The sequence below is a fragment of the Aquirufa sp. ROCK-SH2 genome (assembly GCF_054558315.1).
Genome location: NZ_JBPXKB010000007.1, coordinates 12,099 through 30,023 on the forward strand (window position 1 = coordinate 12,099; position 17,925 = coordinate 30,023).

Sequence of the window (17,925 nt, forward strand, 5' to 3'; positions counted from 1 at the left end):
AAATCTTTTATAAAATCTAATTCGATGCTACTTTCGAATTAAACACAATCAAAGGACAAAGTACACTGGTCATATACACTGAATTTTGTTGTGAATTTTGACTAATACATTCCCATGGGGATCCAAATGTTGAACCCTTTCTAAAATCGCCATTGCGCAGTTCTACTATAAATTCTTTGACTAATTTTTTAGCGTTTTTGAGTTGAGTTTTAGACACCAATTGTGCAACCCAACCCAAAGGTGTTCCCCAAAAAGCGCCATTTTGATAGGTATCTTTCTTAGCTAAACTACGTTCCCAAGCCGTTTTTGAATCAAAATCGTCACTTTTTAATATATGACGAATATTCCCATTCCAACTTAATTGTCGATTTAAATAAGCGGTATTGAGCGTCTCAGATGCTTTTTTAGCTTGTTCATCTGTTAATAAGCCCAAATAAGATGCAAATGAAGTACTCCATACATCTCTTTGACAGCTTATTCCTGTACTTGCTTTTAATAATCCCGATGGGGTCAAAAAGGTTTCTGGAATTTGTATTTTAAGTTTTGCTGCACAAATTTTATACAACTTTGATTGTTGATTTTGACCTAAATTTTGATAGATTTCTGCCATCTCATTGGCTGCTTGGTATTTTAAAATGGAAGAAAAGCATAAATCGCCCGTCATAAAAATAACATCCCGAAATCCAAAATCGACCCCTCTATTTTCCTCTTTTACGCTCACTAACTCACTCGTTTCATGCTTTGGAACCGAATGAAATGCCCATTCTAAACGCTCTAATATGGATACAGATTTAATTTTTTGACTTAAAATTGACAACTGTTTTTCATGTATCGCATAATACCATACCATGTGAATGAAATAATAAGCATCACAAAATGGGGGTTGCATGCCCCATTTAGGTTCCCCTTGTTCCTTGTAATCGTAGGTACCTGGAAAATAGATGGGCTGGGAATCATCGATACGGATATGATCAGCAATGGCACCCTTTGGTATAAATGAGCCCCATTTCGTTGTATGAAAATGATCGCTTTGTGTTTTGGCAGTCAATAACAATAAATGGTATTGCTCTTCTAGACTCACGAATCCACCATCCAATGACATCGCATAATCGCGAATCCAAAAAGCAGGATAACTGTTTCTGCCTCCTGGTCGAATGAGTGTACCGCCCGTTTGATTGGGTCCAAAATCAGAAGAAATAACCTGTCCGGGACGAATACGTGCGGCCTCCGTAACATCCTTTGCCATTTTATTTAAAAAAATCAAATCGTCTCGACTGATCAATTTCGAAGACTGAGCAGACAAATCCGCAACAATGAAAATCAAAAAGAGAAAATGTATTTTCATTTTTCTTTGATTAACCAAATGTCAAACACTTTTGAATGCTGTCTCCAATTTAAATGAGATTCTTCAGGTTGATCAAAAGAAACGGCAATTTTTCCATCACTGACATATTTGGGACTCAAAGGGAATTCTTTGAATTCCTCAAAACCTTTTTGGTATAAAGTCGGCTCCAATCGCTCCCCGTCAACGCGCAACAATGCCTCTCCATAACCTGAAATTCGGATGAAATAATGCCCGTTTGGATCTAAATCTGCATATTCCAATTGCGGAAAATTTTGAAACAATTGCGTTGATAATCGCTTTCGGCTCATTCCATTATTTTCCCAAAGAACATCCGTCGCATCCTCTGTGCGAGTTTTCACCCTTGGGCCTTTGGATAAATCGGAAATATTATCGTAATAACTTCCTGGGCCTGGATTTTCCCATGTTGCCAAAGTATAAATTCGAGCTAATTTTTGCTCTTCGGATGACATCTTTTTTATTTTCTCAAATTCATCTGCCAACCACCAACGGTTATTCAATGGATAGTCGATAAAATCCAAAATGGCTCCTCTTTCATACCCACTTGCTTGGTATTTGGGCACACTGGTTTGCATCCCAATGGATTGAAACAATGCCTTACAATAATTAACTATTTTTTCTCTTAGTTCAGGGGAATTTTTTTGTAAATCAGCTTGATTCACCTTTTCTAGGGCTAAATCCATGGCATTTTCAGCTCCCATTTCCTTCGCACGAAGTAAAATTTGATTGGCTTCTTTTTCTAAATTCTGCTCATATAATTTCCTTCTTTTGACATAGGTATCATAATAAGCGCGCATAACCATTTGTTGCCAACGCCAATTACTTTTTAATTGGGGATTTTTTGTTTCTAAATTTTGCCAAAACTGAAAGGTCGTTTCAATGGCCCCATTCTCTTCTACAGGTCCTACCCAATTTCGTTCTAGCGCGAAAATGCCATTTGCCACCGTTTCTGCCAAGGTATTTCCGTAAAAAAAACGGGCATACTCCTCCATTACTTTTTGAACATCTTTGGAGGGATTCCATGCCATTTGACTCCAAATGACCTTATTTACATCATCATGTACCCCATCCGAATAAGCCAGAAATCCATCCGTTAAAGCAGCATATCGATTGTGCACTTTGGCATAATAAAAAGGCTGAGGATTTGACACCTCTCTACCTTCTGTTAAAGCAAAAGCCTGATCCCAATTTTCTGTTGGGTATTGGCAACGCACGGTATGGGTTAGGTCTGGATAATGGCGGTGTTTATATTGTTTAGGTAATCGAAAACGGGTATTGGCCATGTCGGGACTACTTGGTCCAGAAACAACGCCGGTCAACCATTCTGGTTTGTTTTTATCCAAATAATCATAAAAATAATTGACTTGTGCATCACTAAAACCTTGCAAGGAAATCCACATTCCAGCCTTCGGGTGTGACTTTTTTAATTCCGCTGCAATGGCCTTTAAAAATGGCATCACATCCTTGGGATGATTGTTTCCAGGATCTCCTCCTGGGAAAAACACACCATCCAGTTTGGGGCATTTTTTATAAAATTCAGCATGTTGTTTTACTTCTGCTTGAAAATTTTCAGGGTTAGATAAATCAACATCTCCTGGCGTCCAAACCCAATATTCTAATCCATAATCTCGACAAATTTCACTCATTTTCAAGTTCATTTCTTCTCTTGGAATTTTCATGTGCGGACCTGGCGCGCCTTCCTGAAAAGGTATATTTTCAATGGCATTGGTTCCAAACAAAGCTAATTCGCGAATGTATTTTTCATATTGGGCAAAATTCCAACTATCCCAAGAATTGGCTGTATTTCTGTAACCCAACTGGTGTCCCCTCAATGCATACAAAGGAGCAGATTCCGTGGAAGTATTTTTGTCAAAAATAACTTTCCCTTTAGACAAATTGGCCGTCCTTAAAAACTCGCCGATGGCAAATAAAACCCCTCGAACATCTGTCCCAATTAACCACAAAATGTCTTTTCCATTGAGATTTTCATGGATCATTTTAAATCCTTCTTCCTTTGAGGATTGTAATTTTGGAACCTTCATTTGACCCAAATCATTCGCATCTGAAAGGGTTAAAATGATTAGCGATGGCTGTTTATTTGCCAAAAGTAAATCACTTTGTGTTCTTTGTTTCCACTCCTCTTGCAAGACCCTTTGATAGGTTGCTTTTTGCGGCGAGGGAATGCTGTTAGAAACAATTAATCCTGCTCTTGAAAAATCGATGAGCTGGGCATTTGACAAAAAAGAACACAAGCATAAACAGGCAAATAAAATCTGCCCTAGGTACATTTTTTTCATGTTATTTTAGGTTTAAATACTTTCGGAATTTTTAAGATGATCCTGAGAAATTCCAAGCGTATTTTTTATTTGATTAAAATCTCTTTGTAATTGATCTGCCGCCAAAAACATATCGGAACAATGCAAAATGATATTAGCACCATTTTGAACCCAATGATTTTGCAAGTCGATACTACCTCTATAACCTGTATGTCCCCCTGCCGAAACGCCCAATTGTCGGGCTTTTTGAATAATTTGGGTGCTTAGATTTAAAAATGCGGGATTCGTATATTGCTCAGGCATTTCAAATGAAGTAGACAAATCATGTGGCCCGAGAACGATTCCATCAACACCTGGCCCATCCAAGGATTGAATTCGTAAAAAATCCGTCATGCGAGCTACTCCTGTGGGACTTTCGATATTAATTAGGAGACAATTATTTCTATTGTGTGATTGGATATAGGCTTTCAATTCTTCAGATGGAATTTCGTCACCATGCAAAATTCGTTGCAACTTTTTGCCTTTCAAAGGTCGATATTTTACTGCACCAATCAGGTTCAACACATCTTCTTGTTCTTCCACATAAGGCACTAAAATGGCTGCTGCTCCTGCATCAAGGGCTTGAGTAGCCAGAAATGGACTAGGCTCTAAAATTCGAACAATTGGGTTGATACCAGCGGCTTTGAATGCCCGACACATCCAGCTTAATGTTTCGGGATTATAACTAACATGTTCTGCGCAAAAAAAGACAAAATCGAGTCCTAAACTAAGAACTGAATCGAACATTTTAGGGGAAGTAGAAGTGAGTAAGGTACCAAAAACGTTTTTACCGGAACGCAAAGCGTCTCTAAAGTCTTGACCGACCATGTGCTTGAGTATTAATTAAATAGGTTGCCAAATATAGAGAAAAAATTAAACCTCAATGTAAGATGGAGGCCAATTTTTGCAATTCTGTGTGATAGTCGAATTTTACTCCACCTTCGAAAGTGAAGTTCGCCCTATTATTGATTACATTCATTAGTTCATCTGCTAACACTTGAGGACGAACATCATGGCATATTTTCCCGTTGTTTTCATCCACGATCAAAGTTGACCCTCCAGAATTTAATGCCAAAATGGGTATTTCCAAAGCAATGGCTTCCATCATCACTAAGCCCATGGATTCTTCTCTAGATGTTGAAAAAAAGACATCAGCTTTACTGAAAATTTCTAAATATTCTTTTTGAGAATTAGTTGATAAAAATTGAACTGATTGAGTTTGTTCATTTTTCAATCGAACAATTTCACCGAATGCACTCTGATTTGGTTTTCCCAACCAAATAAACTCATAACCCTTATCTTGTAATATTCTTGCAACTTCGTAAAACAAATCGGCACCTTTACGGTGACAAATAGTTCCAGATGAAATTACCTTCACTGAATTGGATGAATGTTTTGTTTTCTTTTGTTTAAAAGAAAGGAATTTGTCAAGTTGAATGGTTGAGTTAACCACTGTAATGGGTTGTAAAAAAAACGGAGTGAATAATTCTTTAACCAATTCAGAGCAGGCTATGAGATGATCTGCAAAATTGACTATGGAAAATAATTCATCGGATTTGACGGCCTCAAAATTGTAAATCAACTCATGTACATGCACAAAAGCTTGGCAATTAAATCGGTTTTTGTATTTCAATAAACTTACATGATCAATGGTATTAAAATACCACATGTTTGCTGTAAACTGATCTTGAATTTTTTGAATTTTATTTCCAATTACATCAATCCCTGCATGAAACAATAATTTGTCTAATAAAGTAAACTCTAAATCAAGATAAAAAACGGGAATATTGGGCGCAATTTCAGGAACCAATTCGCCACCTTTTTTGAGCAATACAATCCCGATTTCTAGATTATTTTGTTGATTCAAATCATTGATCAAATTCAAAATAAGCGTTTCAGAACCTGTCCGATTCAAATTGTTGACGAAAAATAAAATTTTGTTGGTCATGGATCGACGCTAAAAGGAAAATAATCGTCAAAAATACACAATTTGAGATACATTAAAAAGACCAGCATTCAACAATGAAAAATGACAGATAAAAAATAAATGACAATTAGAAAATTGGACAAAATGTATAAGATTTTAGACAAAATAAATTTGATTTTGGAGTAAGAATGGTAAATAAAAAATTAGTTTGCGACCACTTAAACTAAAAAACAATTATGAAAAAAACTGCACTCTTTGCCTTAACTTTAGCTATGGGAGCTTGGTTAATTGCGTGTGATTCTAAAACAGAATCGGTTTCTCAAGAAGGGGTTTATTCCCTAGAAAAAATGGTAACTAATGATGGAAAAACAGAAACTACTTACTTAAGTTCTGAGGGAAATCAACAATACAAAATATATACTCCCGACAATTACTTTTACATTGCGATCAGAAAAGATTCTACTGCAAGTTTCGGACTAGGAAAATATAGCGTTAAAGGTAAAAATATTGAAGAAACGAATATCTATAATGCAGGTACTTTGGATACGGTTTCAACTGCTCATTTAGAGGTTTCTTCTACTGAAAAGGGTTATCAGCAAGTAATTCCATCGTTAAAGGTTGGTGGAGTAGATTACAAACTAGTCGAAGATTATGTTAAGATTCAAGCGGCTGGTAGCTCCGAATTAGATGGTGTTTGGAAACAAACCAAAACCATTATGGTGAGCGGCAAAGACACGACAGATGCCACGTATAATGAGTACAAAATTTACCACAGTGGTCATTTTATGTGGGCTACTCGCTACATGGCCGATACGACCAAAAAAGTGTTCAAAAATGCGGTTGGGCATGGAACTTTCACTTTGAACAATGAGGCATTGACTGAACAATTAGAACATACGAATTTACCTGGCATCGCTGGTAAGTATGACATCAAAATCAAATTCAATGGAAAAGATGAATACACCCAAGAAACAGTCGATGCAAAATCAAAATCTGTAGGATTTAAAACCTATCAGAGAGTAAAATAATTAGTCATTTTGACTCAAAATCTCTAAAGCCTCCGCATCTTTTAATTGGATGATTTGGTCTTTCAATTGCTTTTTGAGTTGAACAATTACTGATTGATAATGAGGGTCCCCATATAAATTGTGTAAATTTTGGGGATCCTTTTTTATGTCATAAAGTTCCCAAAAATTGTTTGGGCCATAGAACCGAGCAATCGAATATTGGGCTGTTCTTAATCCAAAATGTGGAGAAACATGATGCGGCTGCGGATATTCATAATAATGATAATAGGATTCGTTTTTCCAATTTGTTTTTTGGCCTTTTAAAACGGGTAAAAACGATCTTCCCTCCAAAGCTTTAGGGGCATCCGTTTGCATAATATTCAACAAGGTAGGCGTCCAATCTACATTAGAAACCACTTCCTGCACCTTTGTTCCTGGCTTTATCACACCTGGATAGCGAATCAGAAATGGCGTTTTTAGCGACTCTTCATAAATAAAACGCTTATCAAACCAACCATGTTCTCCCAAGTAAAATCCTTGATCAGACGCATAAATAACTACCGTATTTTGAGATAATCCTTTTTGATCCAAATAATCCAACAACTCGCCCACATTCCGATCTAATGAATTGGCAGTGGATAAATATTCCTTTAAATATCGTTGATATTTCCATTCCGTTAAGGCCTTGCCTGACAATTTCAAGGAATCAAATTCAGCGGAAATTTTGTCGTAATAAGGCTGAATTTTAGCCGCTTGTGAAGGATTTAAACGATAATTGGACAAACCTTTGCCTTTGGTAAAATCCAAATGAATTTTTAAGTCGTCTTCCAAAGTCATCGTTTTTTCGATCGACATATCCTGATCTTTAGCCGCAATCCTGCCTTCATAATGATCGTAAAAAGTAGCAGGTAATGGGAATTTAACCTGGTCATAAGCCCCCAAATCTTGAATAGCTGGAATCCATGAACGATGGGTAGCCTTATGCCCAACCACCATAAAAAAAGGTTTTTCTTTATCCCGATTTTCCAACCATTCCTTGGATAATTGAGTAATCACATCGGTCACATAACCCTCGTGCCGTATTTTTTGATTTTGACTATTGACAAAATCCGAATTATAGTACCATCCGTGGCCGGGTAAAATATTCAAATAATCAAATCCATGTGGCAAAGAGCCCAGGTGCATTTTCCCGACCCAAGCAGTTTGATAACCATTTTTTTGCAATTCTTCGGGGAATACCGCTTGATTGATATCAAACACTTTTTCGTTAAGTTTGTAACCATTGGAATGGCTGTATTTCCCTGTCAAAAGCGTCGCACGACTAGGTCCACAAATGGAATTAACCACCACATTGTTATACAAAATAGCGCCTCCTTTAGCAATACGATCGATATTAGGTGTTTTTGCTAATTTACTTCCATAAGCACTGATCGCTTGTGATGTATGGTCATCCGTGATGATGAAAATCACATTCGGTCGTTTATGCTGCGCCCAAATGGGAGAAACAAGCAGATGGATCAAGAAAATAGAGATAAAAATGGATTTCATGAATTTGAGGTAAGAGGTAAGAGGTAAGAGGTAAGAGGTAAAAGTAAAGAAAAGAGAAGAGAGAAAATTCTACCTCTTACCTATTACCTCTCATCTCTCTTCTTCTATCGAAACTGAAAAACAAAAGGTAACACAAAGATCACAAAGATGGTCCAAAGGACATAAAATTCAAATAAACTTGTTAAGCTTTTTTCTAAATCGGACACCTCTTTTTTAGATTGGCAGATTTGAATCAAGGATTTTCCAACCAACACTAAATTTATCATGATCAAAATATTACTTCCTAGAACAGCGATACGATTGGGAGTAAAACCAAACTCGAATAATCTAAATCCGATGGCAGATAAAGCAATGGCATTATTGATGATAGCCAAAATAGCCAGGCCTGTTAAGGTATAAAGTTGAAAAGGGCTAATTTTCTCCTTACTTGCTTCGCTGATAGAAAACAAAATTAGGGCCATTACTCCTAGTAAAATGACATTAAAGACCATTAAAAAATCGCGGTCATTATAAGGATCTTTTCCTGAGAAAATCAATGCAATTAGAAATCCCAACAAGGTGATAAATACCAAAGGAGTAAATATTTTGGCGATGATAGGTGAAATCTTGCTTACGAGTTGGGGATTATTTTGAATCAAGAAAGTGGCTAAAATAGGAACGGAAGGAATGGCAGATAACACAAAATAGTCAAAATACCATTTCTCAATCGGAAGGTCAATTACTTTAAATAGTCCCAAAGTTAGTGCAGTAAATATCCCACCCGCCAACATCAAAAGAGCAGTCATAATAAGTAGATTCCCATTATAACGTAGAAAATCCATTCGCTTTGCACTTGATTTCCAGTCATCCCCAACAAAATTAAATCCAACCAAGGTCCAGATGAAAATAGGCAAATGAATAGATGCTAAAATCAAAGTATTGCTAGTGGGAACATTAGGCAATAAATTGATATAAATGGCTGAAATAGCTATAATTACCAAACTAATTTTATAGGGCTTGGTGTTAAAATTGTATTTACTCGCAAAATAACTTGCGATCAAAGGAAAGGCAAAGAATCCAATATTTCGGGTATAATAGAACTCGTGATCCCAAGTAAAAATTCTTGGCAATTGCATTAAAAAGGCAGCAAAGATGGCAAAAACTCCCAGCATTAACCAATCCTTTTTTTCTCCAAATTGAGATTGACTAGATTGATAAGTCAAGCGTTGGTGCCACACTTCAGCGATGCTTTGATCTTTAAGAGAGGCGTAAACGGATAAAAATGCAGATTTAAATGCCTCCTTATTGGATTGGTATAATTGTTCCAATTCGGCAGGATTTTCTTGCTTATTGACGATTTCCTGTTCTAGATTCTGGTTCATGCTGCTTGATTAAAATTGGAGAAACCTTAATTGAAATTGAAAATAAAATCCCAATTTACAAGTAAAATACAAACACCGTTTACCATTCATCCTTCTATTTGACAAATGAACCCAAAAGTTGATCAATTTTTAGTACAAGCCAAAAATTGGCGAGAAGAATTAAGTGTTTTAAGAAGCATTTTAATGAATTTCCCTTTGGAAGAAGAGGTAAAATGGGGCTCACCATGTTATATGTTTGGAAAAAACAATGTCATAATCATACATGGATTCAAGGAATATTTTGGCCTATTATTTTTCAAAGGGGCGTTGATGAAAGACCCACATCAATTATTGGTTAAACCGGGTGAAAATACACAAGCAGGCCGACAAATGCGCTTCAAAAGCATGGAAGAGTTAGTACAAAAAGAGGATTTTATCAAAGAATATGTTTTAGAAGCCATTGAATTAGAAAAAGCTGGGGCAAAGGTTATTTTAAAAAACCCCTCCGAATTTAGCATTCCTACTGAGTTTCAAACACATTTGAACAACGACAATGAATTAAAAACGGCCTTTGAAAAATTGACTCCCGGCAGGCAAAAAGCCTATTGTATGTATTTTGCGGACAGTAAGCAGTCGCAAACAAGAGAAAATCGCATTGAAAAATACATCCCTAGAATTCTAAGCGGTAAAGGCATGACCGATTGCACCTGTGGTTTATCCAAAAAAATGCCCGCATGTGATGGGTCGCATAGAAGTATGATGTAAGAGGTAAGAGGTAAGAGGTAAGAGGTAAGAGATAATGAGGTAGAGACTCACGGCCGTGCGTCTACAAATGATGTTTATCAAGAAGAGAGGAGAGAGAAAAGAGAAAACCTTTTTTCTCTCTCCACATTTCTCTCCTCTCTCTTCCCTATTTCAATTTCATATTCACCGGATCCCAGTGTATGATTTTCTTTTGGAAATAACTTTCATTACAAGCTAAGGCGGGTGCTGCTGCTCTGAAACCAAATGCAGCATCTTCTACAACCGTCTTGCCAGTTCTGATGGCATCAAAGAAATTGGCAAAGTGATCTACGTGCTCGCTGTAGCCGTCTGGTGCTTTGAAAAGGATATCTTCTTTTACTCTGCGCTTTCTTTGCGACTCCGTCCATTTCTCATTGTACTCTTTCGTCATTTCATCTTGCATGCTTTTTGAGAAAGTAAATACCGAATCATATCCTCCAAATCCTGGCGCCTCTGGCATTAAACTATGCTTGATTGAAATCGTATTTCCTTTGACATCCATTACTCCTTCTGAACCAATGAAACGAGTCACTTCTTGTCCTCCTGTACCACTGATAAAGTTTACTTGTAAAGTCAGTTGGAAGGCTGGGTGCTCTGGAGTATCTCCATATTGCATGATTCCCGACATCACATCTGGTAAATTACGGCCGTCTTTCCAATAACTGAATTGTCCTGTACTAAAGATGGTTTCTGGTCCTAATGAATTTGTCACAAAATGTGTACCACTCAATAAGTGAATGAACAAATCGCCTGCAACACCTGTTCCTACTTCTTTGAATGCTCTCCACCAAAAGAATTTCTTAGCATCAAATTCCATTTTCCCTGTTGCTTCTATGAAACGACCCCAATCGGTGGTCATAGCATCTGCATCTTTTGGAATCGTGTACTCCCAAGCACCAATCGAACTTTGACGATCATAGACCGCATTCACCATGTTCAATTTCCCAATCTCACCAGCTGCTAATAATTCCTTTGCTTTGGCCAAACCGATGCTGCTTACTCGCTGAGAACCTACTTGTAGAATTTTGTTGTATTTCTTTTGTGCTTGAATCACGCGATGACCTTCGTCAATTTTGTAAACCATCGGCTTTTCACAATAAACATGCTTGCCTTTTGCTAAAGCATCTATGGTAATTCTTGCATGCCAAACATCATGCGTAGCGATAATCACCGCATCAATATCGGGTCTATCTAATAATTCTTTGTAATTTCTGGTCGTGTATAAATCTTTGCCATATAATTCTTTGGCATTCTCAATACGACCTGTATATAAATCGCAAATTCCAGCTAATTCTACTCCTGGGACTTTCAATGCAGAGGTTAAATCAAAATGGCCTTGTACTCCAAATCCAATCACCCCTAAGCGAATTTTCTCTCCTGATGAAATTCTTTTTTCATATAGTAGAATCCTTTCTTCAGCTTTTTGCTGTGCAGCAAAAGATTGTAATGGCGCAGCTGCGGCAATCATGCTCGTTGCACCTATTTGTTGTAAGAACCTTCTTCTAGATGCTTGGCTATCGTTTTTCATTGTTATAATTTGTTTAGATGTACAATTTAGGAAAAGAAGATAGAAAAGAGAAGAGGGAAGGGAGAAAACTGGGGAATTTAGTTATTAGTTATTAATTATCAGTTATTAGTTTTCTCTCTTCTCTTTCCTCTCTCCTCTTTTCCCTAATTCAGCTCATACCTCACATAAGCAAACTTTTTCCCATCTGGGCTCCAAGAAGGGACGTTGATGGTGCCTTGTCCTCCATAAAACTCGTCGGTTAAGTCTTTGATTTTCTTTGTTTTTAAATCCAATAAGCGCAATTTAACTTGGTGGCCAAAGGGGTGACTTTGCTTTTGGTCTTTTACGTAAGAAATGATGGTGGCGACTTTATTATTGGGAGCAATATGAGCAAACCAATTCGACATTTGATCAAAAGTCATTTGTTCAGGCTCAGATCCATCGGGCTTCATGCGCCAAATTTGCATCATTCCTGTCCGATAGGAATTGATGTAAATATATTTTCCATCGGGAGAAAATTCTGGGCCGTCATCCAATCCTTCTGTCGTGGTTAAACGAATTTCTTCCCCTCCATTGCTATCCATTTGATACACATCGTAATTGCCATTTCTAGCCGCACAATAAACCATTACTTTCCCATCTGGAGAAACGCCATGCCAATAGGAGGGACTTAATGGGGTCAATTGAATGGGTTCGCCTCCTTCAGAAGACACCTTATAAATGAAAGAAGTGTGCTCTTTCACATCTGCTTTTCCACTGGAAATAAACAAGGTTTTTCCATCAAAGGTGTAACCGTGATCATTGTTGGCTTTTTGGACAGTTCCTGTGTTTAAGACGCCGTAATTTTCGCCTTTGGGGCTAATTTTCTCCAATTTTCCTAAGGCATTAATTAAGAGAAATTTTCCATCTCGTGACCAATTGGGTGCTTCAAAATGTCGATTTTCTTTTAAAATCATTTCTGATTTACCCGAAGCTAAATCATAAATGTACAAGGAGCTAACAACCTTTTTCCCTTCTGGAATTTGCGCAAATGCGGATCCACTGAATCCTAATAGGAGAACGATTAATTTTTTCATGTTTCATAGTCAAGCCATCAAGTTAGAAAAAAAACTTCTAGCTTTACTCATCAACCTTTGAAAACAATGGAAATCACTTTATTGGGAATCGCTTGGGTTATCTATTTTTTCATCCATAGCTTTTTGGCCTCAAACAAAATAAAAGCCATCATTCAAACCAAAATACCCGCCTATTTTAGGTATTATAGACTTTTATATAACCTCATTGCCTTGGCTGGCTTGATTCCTTTACTCATCCAAAGTATTGTTAGTCCAGATGCATTTCTATTTTCTAGCACGAATATTCAGTTAATTGGAATTGTATTAATGTTAATCGGTTGTTTGTTTTTATACCTCGCTTTTAAAACATTTGATACTTCAGAATTTTTGGGATTTAAAGCAGAATCAAAAGCCCAATTGGTTCAAACAGGCATGTATCAATACGTTCGTCACCCATTGTATTTTGCTACCATTATTTTGATTTTAGGGCTATTTCTAATCCTACCTACCCAAAAAATGTTGCTCGTTTTGGTCATTTCTTATGTGTATATTCTTGTTGGATACCGTTTGGAAGAACAAAAATTAATTCTTCTTTTTGGACCAGAATACATCAATTATCAAAAGCGGGTGAAAGCTCTTCTTCCCTTTTTATACTGAAATATTTTACAACAACAGCAAAACGATGGTTAAAATGGCTCCTGCTAAAGTAAATAACATCGCCTTTTTAAAGATGCTGGTTTTGGGTAAAAACATCCAAAATGATGAAATAACAAAGAAAAATAAGGAACAACCGAAGAAAATATTCAAATAAAATAAAGGATCATTGGTGGTTGCTTTGTGCAACTTGGTCATCTTATTCACAATGGCAGGTTGTTCAGTTACGGTATAATCGGCTGCACCGGTTTTCAAATTGTATGTGCCTTGTTTGAAAGAAACCACATCTCCAATGATCGTATCTGGCTTAAAACCTCTGATTCTCAATTCCTTGCCCAAATCCTCCCCATTTAATCCGGGTTTCAAAGAAAGCTCTTTTCGAACTTCACTTTTTAAAAAATTTGTTTCACGAAAAATCAAAATAATACCACTGATGGAATATACGGCCATAATTCCAGCTAGAAAAAAACCTAAATATCTGTGGTAGATACGCATTTTGGAAGATAATTGACTCATGTTTTTGAAAGGGTGTTTAATTTTTACCAAAAATACGAAATTCCTCTACTAAAAATCATTGGGAGAGATTGAATTGATGAAGGTCTATTCAAGCATATTCATCGAATATAAATCTTTATGAATTAATTAGTTAAAAAATTCAATATGTGACAAAAATCACATTTTAATTTTCTGATAAATAATAAATTGCGCAAAACTTATCCTCAATAATATGAAATATAGTCAACTCGGACTAAAGGAAAATTGGAAACAATTTACTTTGTTGGTGATTGTGAATGCCTTTGTAGGTGGAATGATAGGAATGGAAAGAAGTATTTTTCCTCAATTTGCCGAGCAAGAATTTGGAATTTCCTCTAAAACAGCCATTCTTTCATTCATTATGGCATTTGGTTTTAGTAAAGCACTTGCCAATTATTATACGGGAAAATTAGCGAATCGCTTTGGGCGAAGAAACATGTTACTAACGGGTTGGGTTTTAGCCTTACCCATTCCGGTCATATTAATAATCGCTCCATCTTGGAATTGGGTCATTTTTGCCAATATCTTATTAGGGATAAGTCAAGGTTTAACTTGGAGCTCCACTGTGGTGATGAAAATCGATTTAGTGGGAGAAAAAAACCGAGGTTTTGCGATGGGTCTCAATGAATTCGCGGGCTATTTGGCCCTTGGGATTGTTGCATTCTTAACGGGATTTATTGCAAATCACTATGGCATAAGACCTTACCCTTTTTATTTAGGAATTTTTATCTCCATCGTGGGATTTTTGTTAACCGCATTTTGGGTAAAAGATACACGTAGCTTTGTGCAACAAGAAAGTTTGAGCGATACCAATGCCGAACTTAAAAATGTATTTTTTGAAACGACCTTCAAAAATAAAACACTCAGTTCCGTTACTCAAGCAGGTTTAGTCAACAACTTAAATGATGGAATGGTTTGGGGATTATTACCCATTGTTTTACTGAGTTTACACTTCACTAATACGGAATTGGGTATTATTTCAGCCATTTATCCAAGCGTTTGGGGAATAGGTCAGCTATTCTCGGGTAAAATGTCAGACCATTACTCTAAAAAATCCATGTTATTTTGGGGAATGTTTTTGCAAGGGATTGCTATCTTATTCTTGCCTGTGAGCCATAGTTTCCTGCTTTTAGCCATATTGTCGACCATTTTAGGACTCGGAACGGCATTGGTTTACCCAACATTTTTGTCTACCATTGCTCAAGCAACTAGCCCAAATCAAAGAGCGGAAAGCATCGGAACCTTTCGTCTTTGGAGAGATTTAGGCTATGCCGTGGGTGCTATTATTTCTGGAATTACCGCTGATTTTTTCGGGATTAATTCTGCCATCTTATTGATTGGGGGATTGACCTTAGTTTCTTCATTCATCATTCAATTTAGAATGCCGTCGAAAATTAAAGCAGAGAGAGAATGTATAGAGATAGAAGAAGTTTTGCAATCGGCTGAAAATTTAAAAATCATTGATGTTAGGGATAAAACTGAGTACGAGGAAGCCCATATACCAGAAGCCATACACATCCAATTGTCGCAATTAAAAGAGGCGGAAAAGAAATTAGATAAAAGCTATTTCTATGTAACTGCTTGTGGAAAAGGTGGTGGCCGATCTGCAGAAGCTGCCAAAATATTAAAAGAGATGGGTTTACGAGCTAAATGGCTTTGTGGAGGTACGAAAAAATGGCTTGAAGTCGGAGCTGTTTAAATGGCTCCCCTTACCCCCTGCAATTTACGGATATAAGGTATAAGTAATTTGATAAAAATTTAAGTTAATTGATAATTTGATTAGAAAAGTTGACTAATTGGCTTTTGATAGAAAAACAGAATTCTCATGAAAGCCATTGTTTTATTATCCGCCATTTGTCTATCTGGTCAATTATTTGCCCAAAGTCAACCCAATTTAGGCACAAGAAAAGTTCAAACTTTGAAAATCAAGAACCTTCAGTTCAAAGATTTAAATAAAAACAATCGTTTAGATAAATACGAGGATTGGCGATTACCTGTCTCTGAAAGGGCCAAAGATTTAGTCTCTCAAATGACTTTGGAAGAGAAATTGGGTTTTATGTTGATTAGCACCACAAGAATGGCTGGCGACAATGTATTTGCCCAAGGGACACAAGCAGGCCCGAAAACGCCTATCACCGATGGTTTCAACGAAGAAGATTTGGTACAAAATACCAATATGTTTACTCGGAAACCTTTAGGTGCCCCCAATATGGCTGCGGCAGGGACAAGCAAAGGAGTACAACAATTTCATCTTAGACATTTTATTTTAAGAGCCAATACGGACCCCGCAACGATGGCAAAATGGTCGAACAATTTGCAAGAACTTTGCGAAGGAACTCGATTGGGCATTCCAGCGATTGTGGCTTCTAATCCACGCAACCATGTAACCACGGATGCATCGGTGGGATTAAGTGTGGGCTTGACTGCTTTTTCCAAATGGCCAGGAGAGTTGGGATTAGCAGCGATGCGCGATTTCCCATTGACACGAAAATTTGCTGAAACAGCAGCAAAGGAATGGAAGGCGGTGGGTTTGAGAAAAGGCTATATGTATATGGCAGATTTGGCTACAGAGCCCCGTTGGCAACGAGTGGAGGGGACTTTTGGAGAGGATGCAGATTTGGCATCTAACATGATCCGAGAAATTATTTTAGGATTTCAAGGAAATAAATTAGGTTCTAATTCGGTTGCTATGACAACCAAACATTTTCCAGGTGGTGGACCGCAGGAAGGTGGTCAAGATTCTCATTTCGATTGGGGAAAATTTGCCCATTATCCAGGAGGAATGTTCGATTATCATGTAAAACCCTTCCAAGCTGCTATTGCGGCGGGGACTTCAGCTATTATGCCTTATTATTCTGCGCCTAAAGGGAAAGAATTCGAGAATGTTGGATTTTCATTTAATAAGGCAATGATAGGAGATTTATTGCAAGATAAATTAGGTTTCCATGGGATCATCAATTCAGATACAGGACCTATTGAAATGATGCCTTGGGGGGTAGAAAATTTGAGCATTCTGGAGCGTTACCAAAAGGCATTAAATGCTGGAGTTGATATATTCTCTGGTGCTGCAGATCCAAGCACATTGATTGAAGTAGTGAAAAAAGGAATGATTAGCGAACAACGCATCAACCAATCGGTTGAAAAATTATTGAAAGAGAAGTTTGAATTGGGATTATTTGAAAATCCTTATGTAGATGTGGAAGAAGCAGTGAAAACAGTAGGGAACAAAGAAGCGACCGAATTAGCCAATTTAGCTTTGAGAAAATCCATTGTTTTACTCAGAAATGATCAAAAATTATTACCCCTACATAAAAAGACCAAAGTGTATTTTGAAACTTATTTCAATACAGGAAGAAATGCAGATGTTATTAAAGTGGCAAAACCAGATTATGACAATAAAAACATTGAATTTGTTTCAAGCAAAGAGGAAGCGGATGTTGTTTTGCTTTGGTTAATTCCAAGCAGTGGAGGATTATTTAGTTCTCAAGGCACAAAAATCGATTTGAATTTATCTGCCAATAGAATTGATGTAAAGCATGTCAATGAAATTATACAATCTAAACCTACGATTCTTGCCATTAATTATACGAATCCATGGGTGATTGAAGAAATTGATCAAGCCAATACAAAAACGATTATTGCTACTTTCGGAACTACTCAAGATGCTTTATTGGATATTGTAACAGGGAAATTTAACCCAAGTGGAAAAATGCCATTTACTACACCTATCAATATGAAAGCAGTGGATGAAAATTTATCCGATGTACCTGGCTACCTCGAAAAAGGCAATTATGGCTTATTCATGTTTGGACATGGGATTTCTTATTGAGGTAAAAGGTAAAATAGGTAAGAGGTAATAGGTAAGTGTAGACTTTTACCTATTACCTCTATT

General features: G+C 37.0%; 14 protein-coding genes and 1 pseudogene. 6 read left to right on the top strand and 9 right to left on the bottom strand.

Features of this window, described 5'->3' with window-relative positions:
- Positions 1 to 16 precede the first annotated feature (16 nt).
- From V7S79_RS12020 to V7S79_RS12035, 4 genes are read right to left on the bottom strand one after another with little or no spacing between them, the layout of a single operon-like run.
- Positions 17 to 1,345, bottom strand: coding sequence for a hypothetical protein (locus tag V7S79_RS12020; RefSeq protein ID WP_459490841.1), 1,329 nt, complete (start codon positions 1,343 to 1,345; stop codon positions 17 to 19).
- Entirely contained in the window at positions 1,342 to 3,660 is a 2,319-nt protein-coding gene (locus V7S79_RS12025) for a hypothetical protein (RefSeq protein WP_459490842.1), read from the bottom strand. The genes V7S79_RS12020 and V7S79_RS12025 overlap by 4 nt, the downstream gene beginning before the upstream one ends.
- 12 nt (positions 3,661 to 3,672) lie before the next feature.
- Positions 3,673 to 4,506, bottom strand: a complete 834-nt coding sequence (locus tag V7S79_RS12030) for an HpcH/HpaI aldolase family protein (RefSeq protein ID WP_459490843.1) — start codon at positions 4,504 to 4,506, stop codon at positions 3,673 to 3,675.
- Positions 4,507 to 4,558: 52 nt separating this feature from the next.
- Positions 4,559 to 5,626, bottom strand: a complete 1,068-nt coding sequence (locus V7S79_RS12035) for a glycosyltransferase family 4 protein (RefSeq protein WP_459490844.1) — start codon at positions 5,624 to 5,626, stop codon at positions 4,559 to 4,561.
- Between the two features lie 215 nt (positions 5,627 to 5,841).
- On the opposite strand from V7S79_RS12035, the gene V7S79_RS12040 reads away from it, so the two are divergent.
- Positions 5,842 to 6,633, top strand: a complete 792-nt coding sequence (locus tag V7S79_RS12040; RefSeq protein ID WP_459490845.1) for a hypothetical protein — start codon at positions 5,842 to 5,844, stop codon at positions 6,631 to 6,633.
- On the opposite strand, the gene V7S79_RS12045 is transcribed toward V7S79_RS12040, so the two are convergent.
- Positions 6,634 to 8,160, bottom strand: coding sequence for a sulfatase family protein (locus V7S79_RS12045; RefSeq protein ID WP_459490846.1), 1,527 nt, complete (start codon positions 8,158 to 8,160; stop codon positions 6,634 to 6,636).
- Positions 8,161 to 8,264: 104 nt separating this feature from the next.
- Positions 8,265 to 9,521 carry a hypothetical protein gene (locus V7S79_RS12050; protein WP_459490847.1) on the bottom strand — a complete coding sequence of 419 codons (1,257 nt, stop codon included), beginning with the start codon at positions 9,519 to 9,521 and terminating at the stop codon, positions 8,265 to 8,267.
- A gap of 105 nt (positions 9,522 to 9,626) precedes the next feature.
- Here V7S79_RS12050 and V7S79_RS12055 point away from each other — a divergent pair, with 105 nt between their 5' ends.
- Positions 9,627 to 10,265, top strand: a complete 639-nt coding sequence (locus tag V7S79_RS12055) for a DUF1801 domain-containing protein (RefSeq protein WP_459490848.1) — start codon at positions 9,627 to 9,629, stop codon at positions 10,263 to 10,265.
- A gap of 145 nt (positions 10,266 to 10,410) precedes the next feature.
- On the opposite strand, the gene V7S79_RS12060 is transcribed toward V7S79_RS12055, so the two are convergent.
- Both V7S79_RS12060 and V7S79_RS12065 read right to left on the bottom strand, forming a co-directional pair.
- The gene (locus tag V7S79_RS12060; RefSeq protein ID WP_459490849.1) at positions 10,411 to 11,811 is read right to left on the bottom strand and encodes a Gfo/Idh/MocA family protein; all 1,401 of its coding nucleotides are present in this window, start codon (positions 11,809 to 11,811) and stop codon (positions 10,411 to 10,413) included.
- A 143-nt stretch (positions 11,812 to 11,954) separates the two neighbouring features.
- A complete protein-coding gene (locus tag V7S79_RS12065) occupies positions 11,955 to 12,866 on the bottom strand; it encodes a TolB family protein (protein WP_459490850.1) in 912 nt (303 codons plus the stop codon).
- Positions 12,867 to 12,932: 66 nt separating this feature from the next.
- Here V7S79_RS12065 and V7S79_RS12070 point away from each other — a divergent pair, with 66 nt between their 5' ends.
- Positions 12,933 to 13,502, top strand: a complete 570-nt coding sequence (locus V7S79_RS12070; protein WP_459490851.1) for a methyltransferase family protein — start codon at positions 12,933 to 12,935, stop codon at positions 13,500 to 13,502.
- Between the two features lie 6 nt (positions 13,503 to 13,508).
- Here V7S79_RS12070 and V7S79_RS12075 read toward each other — a convergent pair whose 3' ends face one another.
- Complete coding sequence (locus V7S79_RS12075) at positions 13,509 to 14,015, bottom strand: hypothetical protein (protein ID WP_459490852.1); 507 nt, start codon at positions 14,013 to 14,015, stop codon at positions 13,509 to 13,511.
- A gap of 211 nt (positions 14,016 to 14,226) precedes the next feature.
- Here V7S79_RS12075 and V7S79_RS12080 point away from each other — a divergent pair.
- From V7S79_RS12080 to V7S79_RS12090, 3 genes and pseudogenes are all read left to right on the top strand, one after another.
- Positions 14,227 to 15,429, top strand: a pseudogene (locus tag V7S79_RS12080) (MFS transporter); the annotation flags it as partial.
- Positions 15,415 to 15,732: a rhodanese-like domain-containing protein gene (locus V7S79_RS12085; RefSeq protein ID WP_459490854.1), complete on the top strand. Its 318-nt coding sequence runs from the start codon at positions 15,415 to 15,417 to the stop codon at positions 15,730 to 15,732. The pseudogene V7S79_RS12080 and the gene V7S79_RS12085, both read left to right, overlap by 15 nt.
- A gap of 126 nt (positions 15,733 to 15,858) precedes the next feature.
- Positions 15,859 to 17,862, top strand: coding sequence for a glycoside hydrolase family 3 protein (locus tag V7S79_RS12090; RefSeq protein ID WP_459490853.1), 2,004 nt, complete (start codon positions 15,859 to 15,861; stop codon positions 17,860 to 17,862).
- Positions 17,863 to 17,925: the final 63 nt, after the last annotated feature.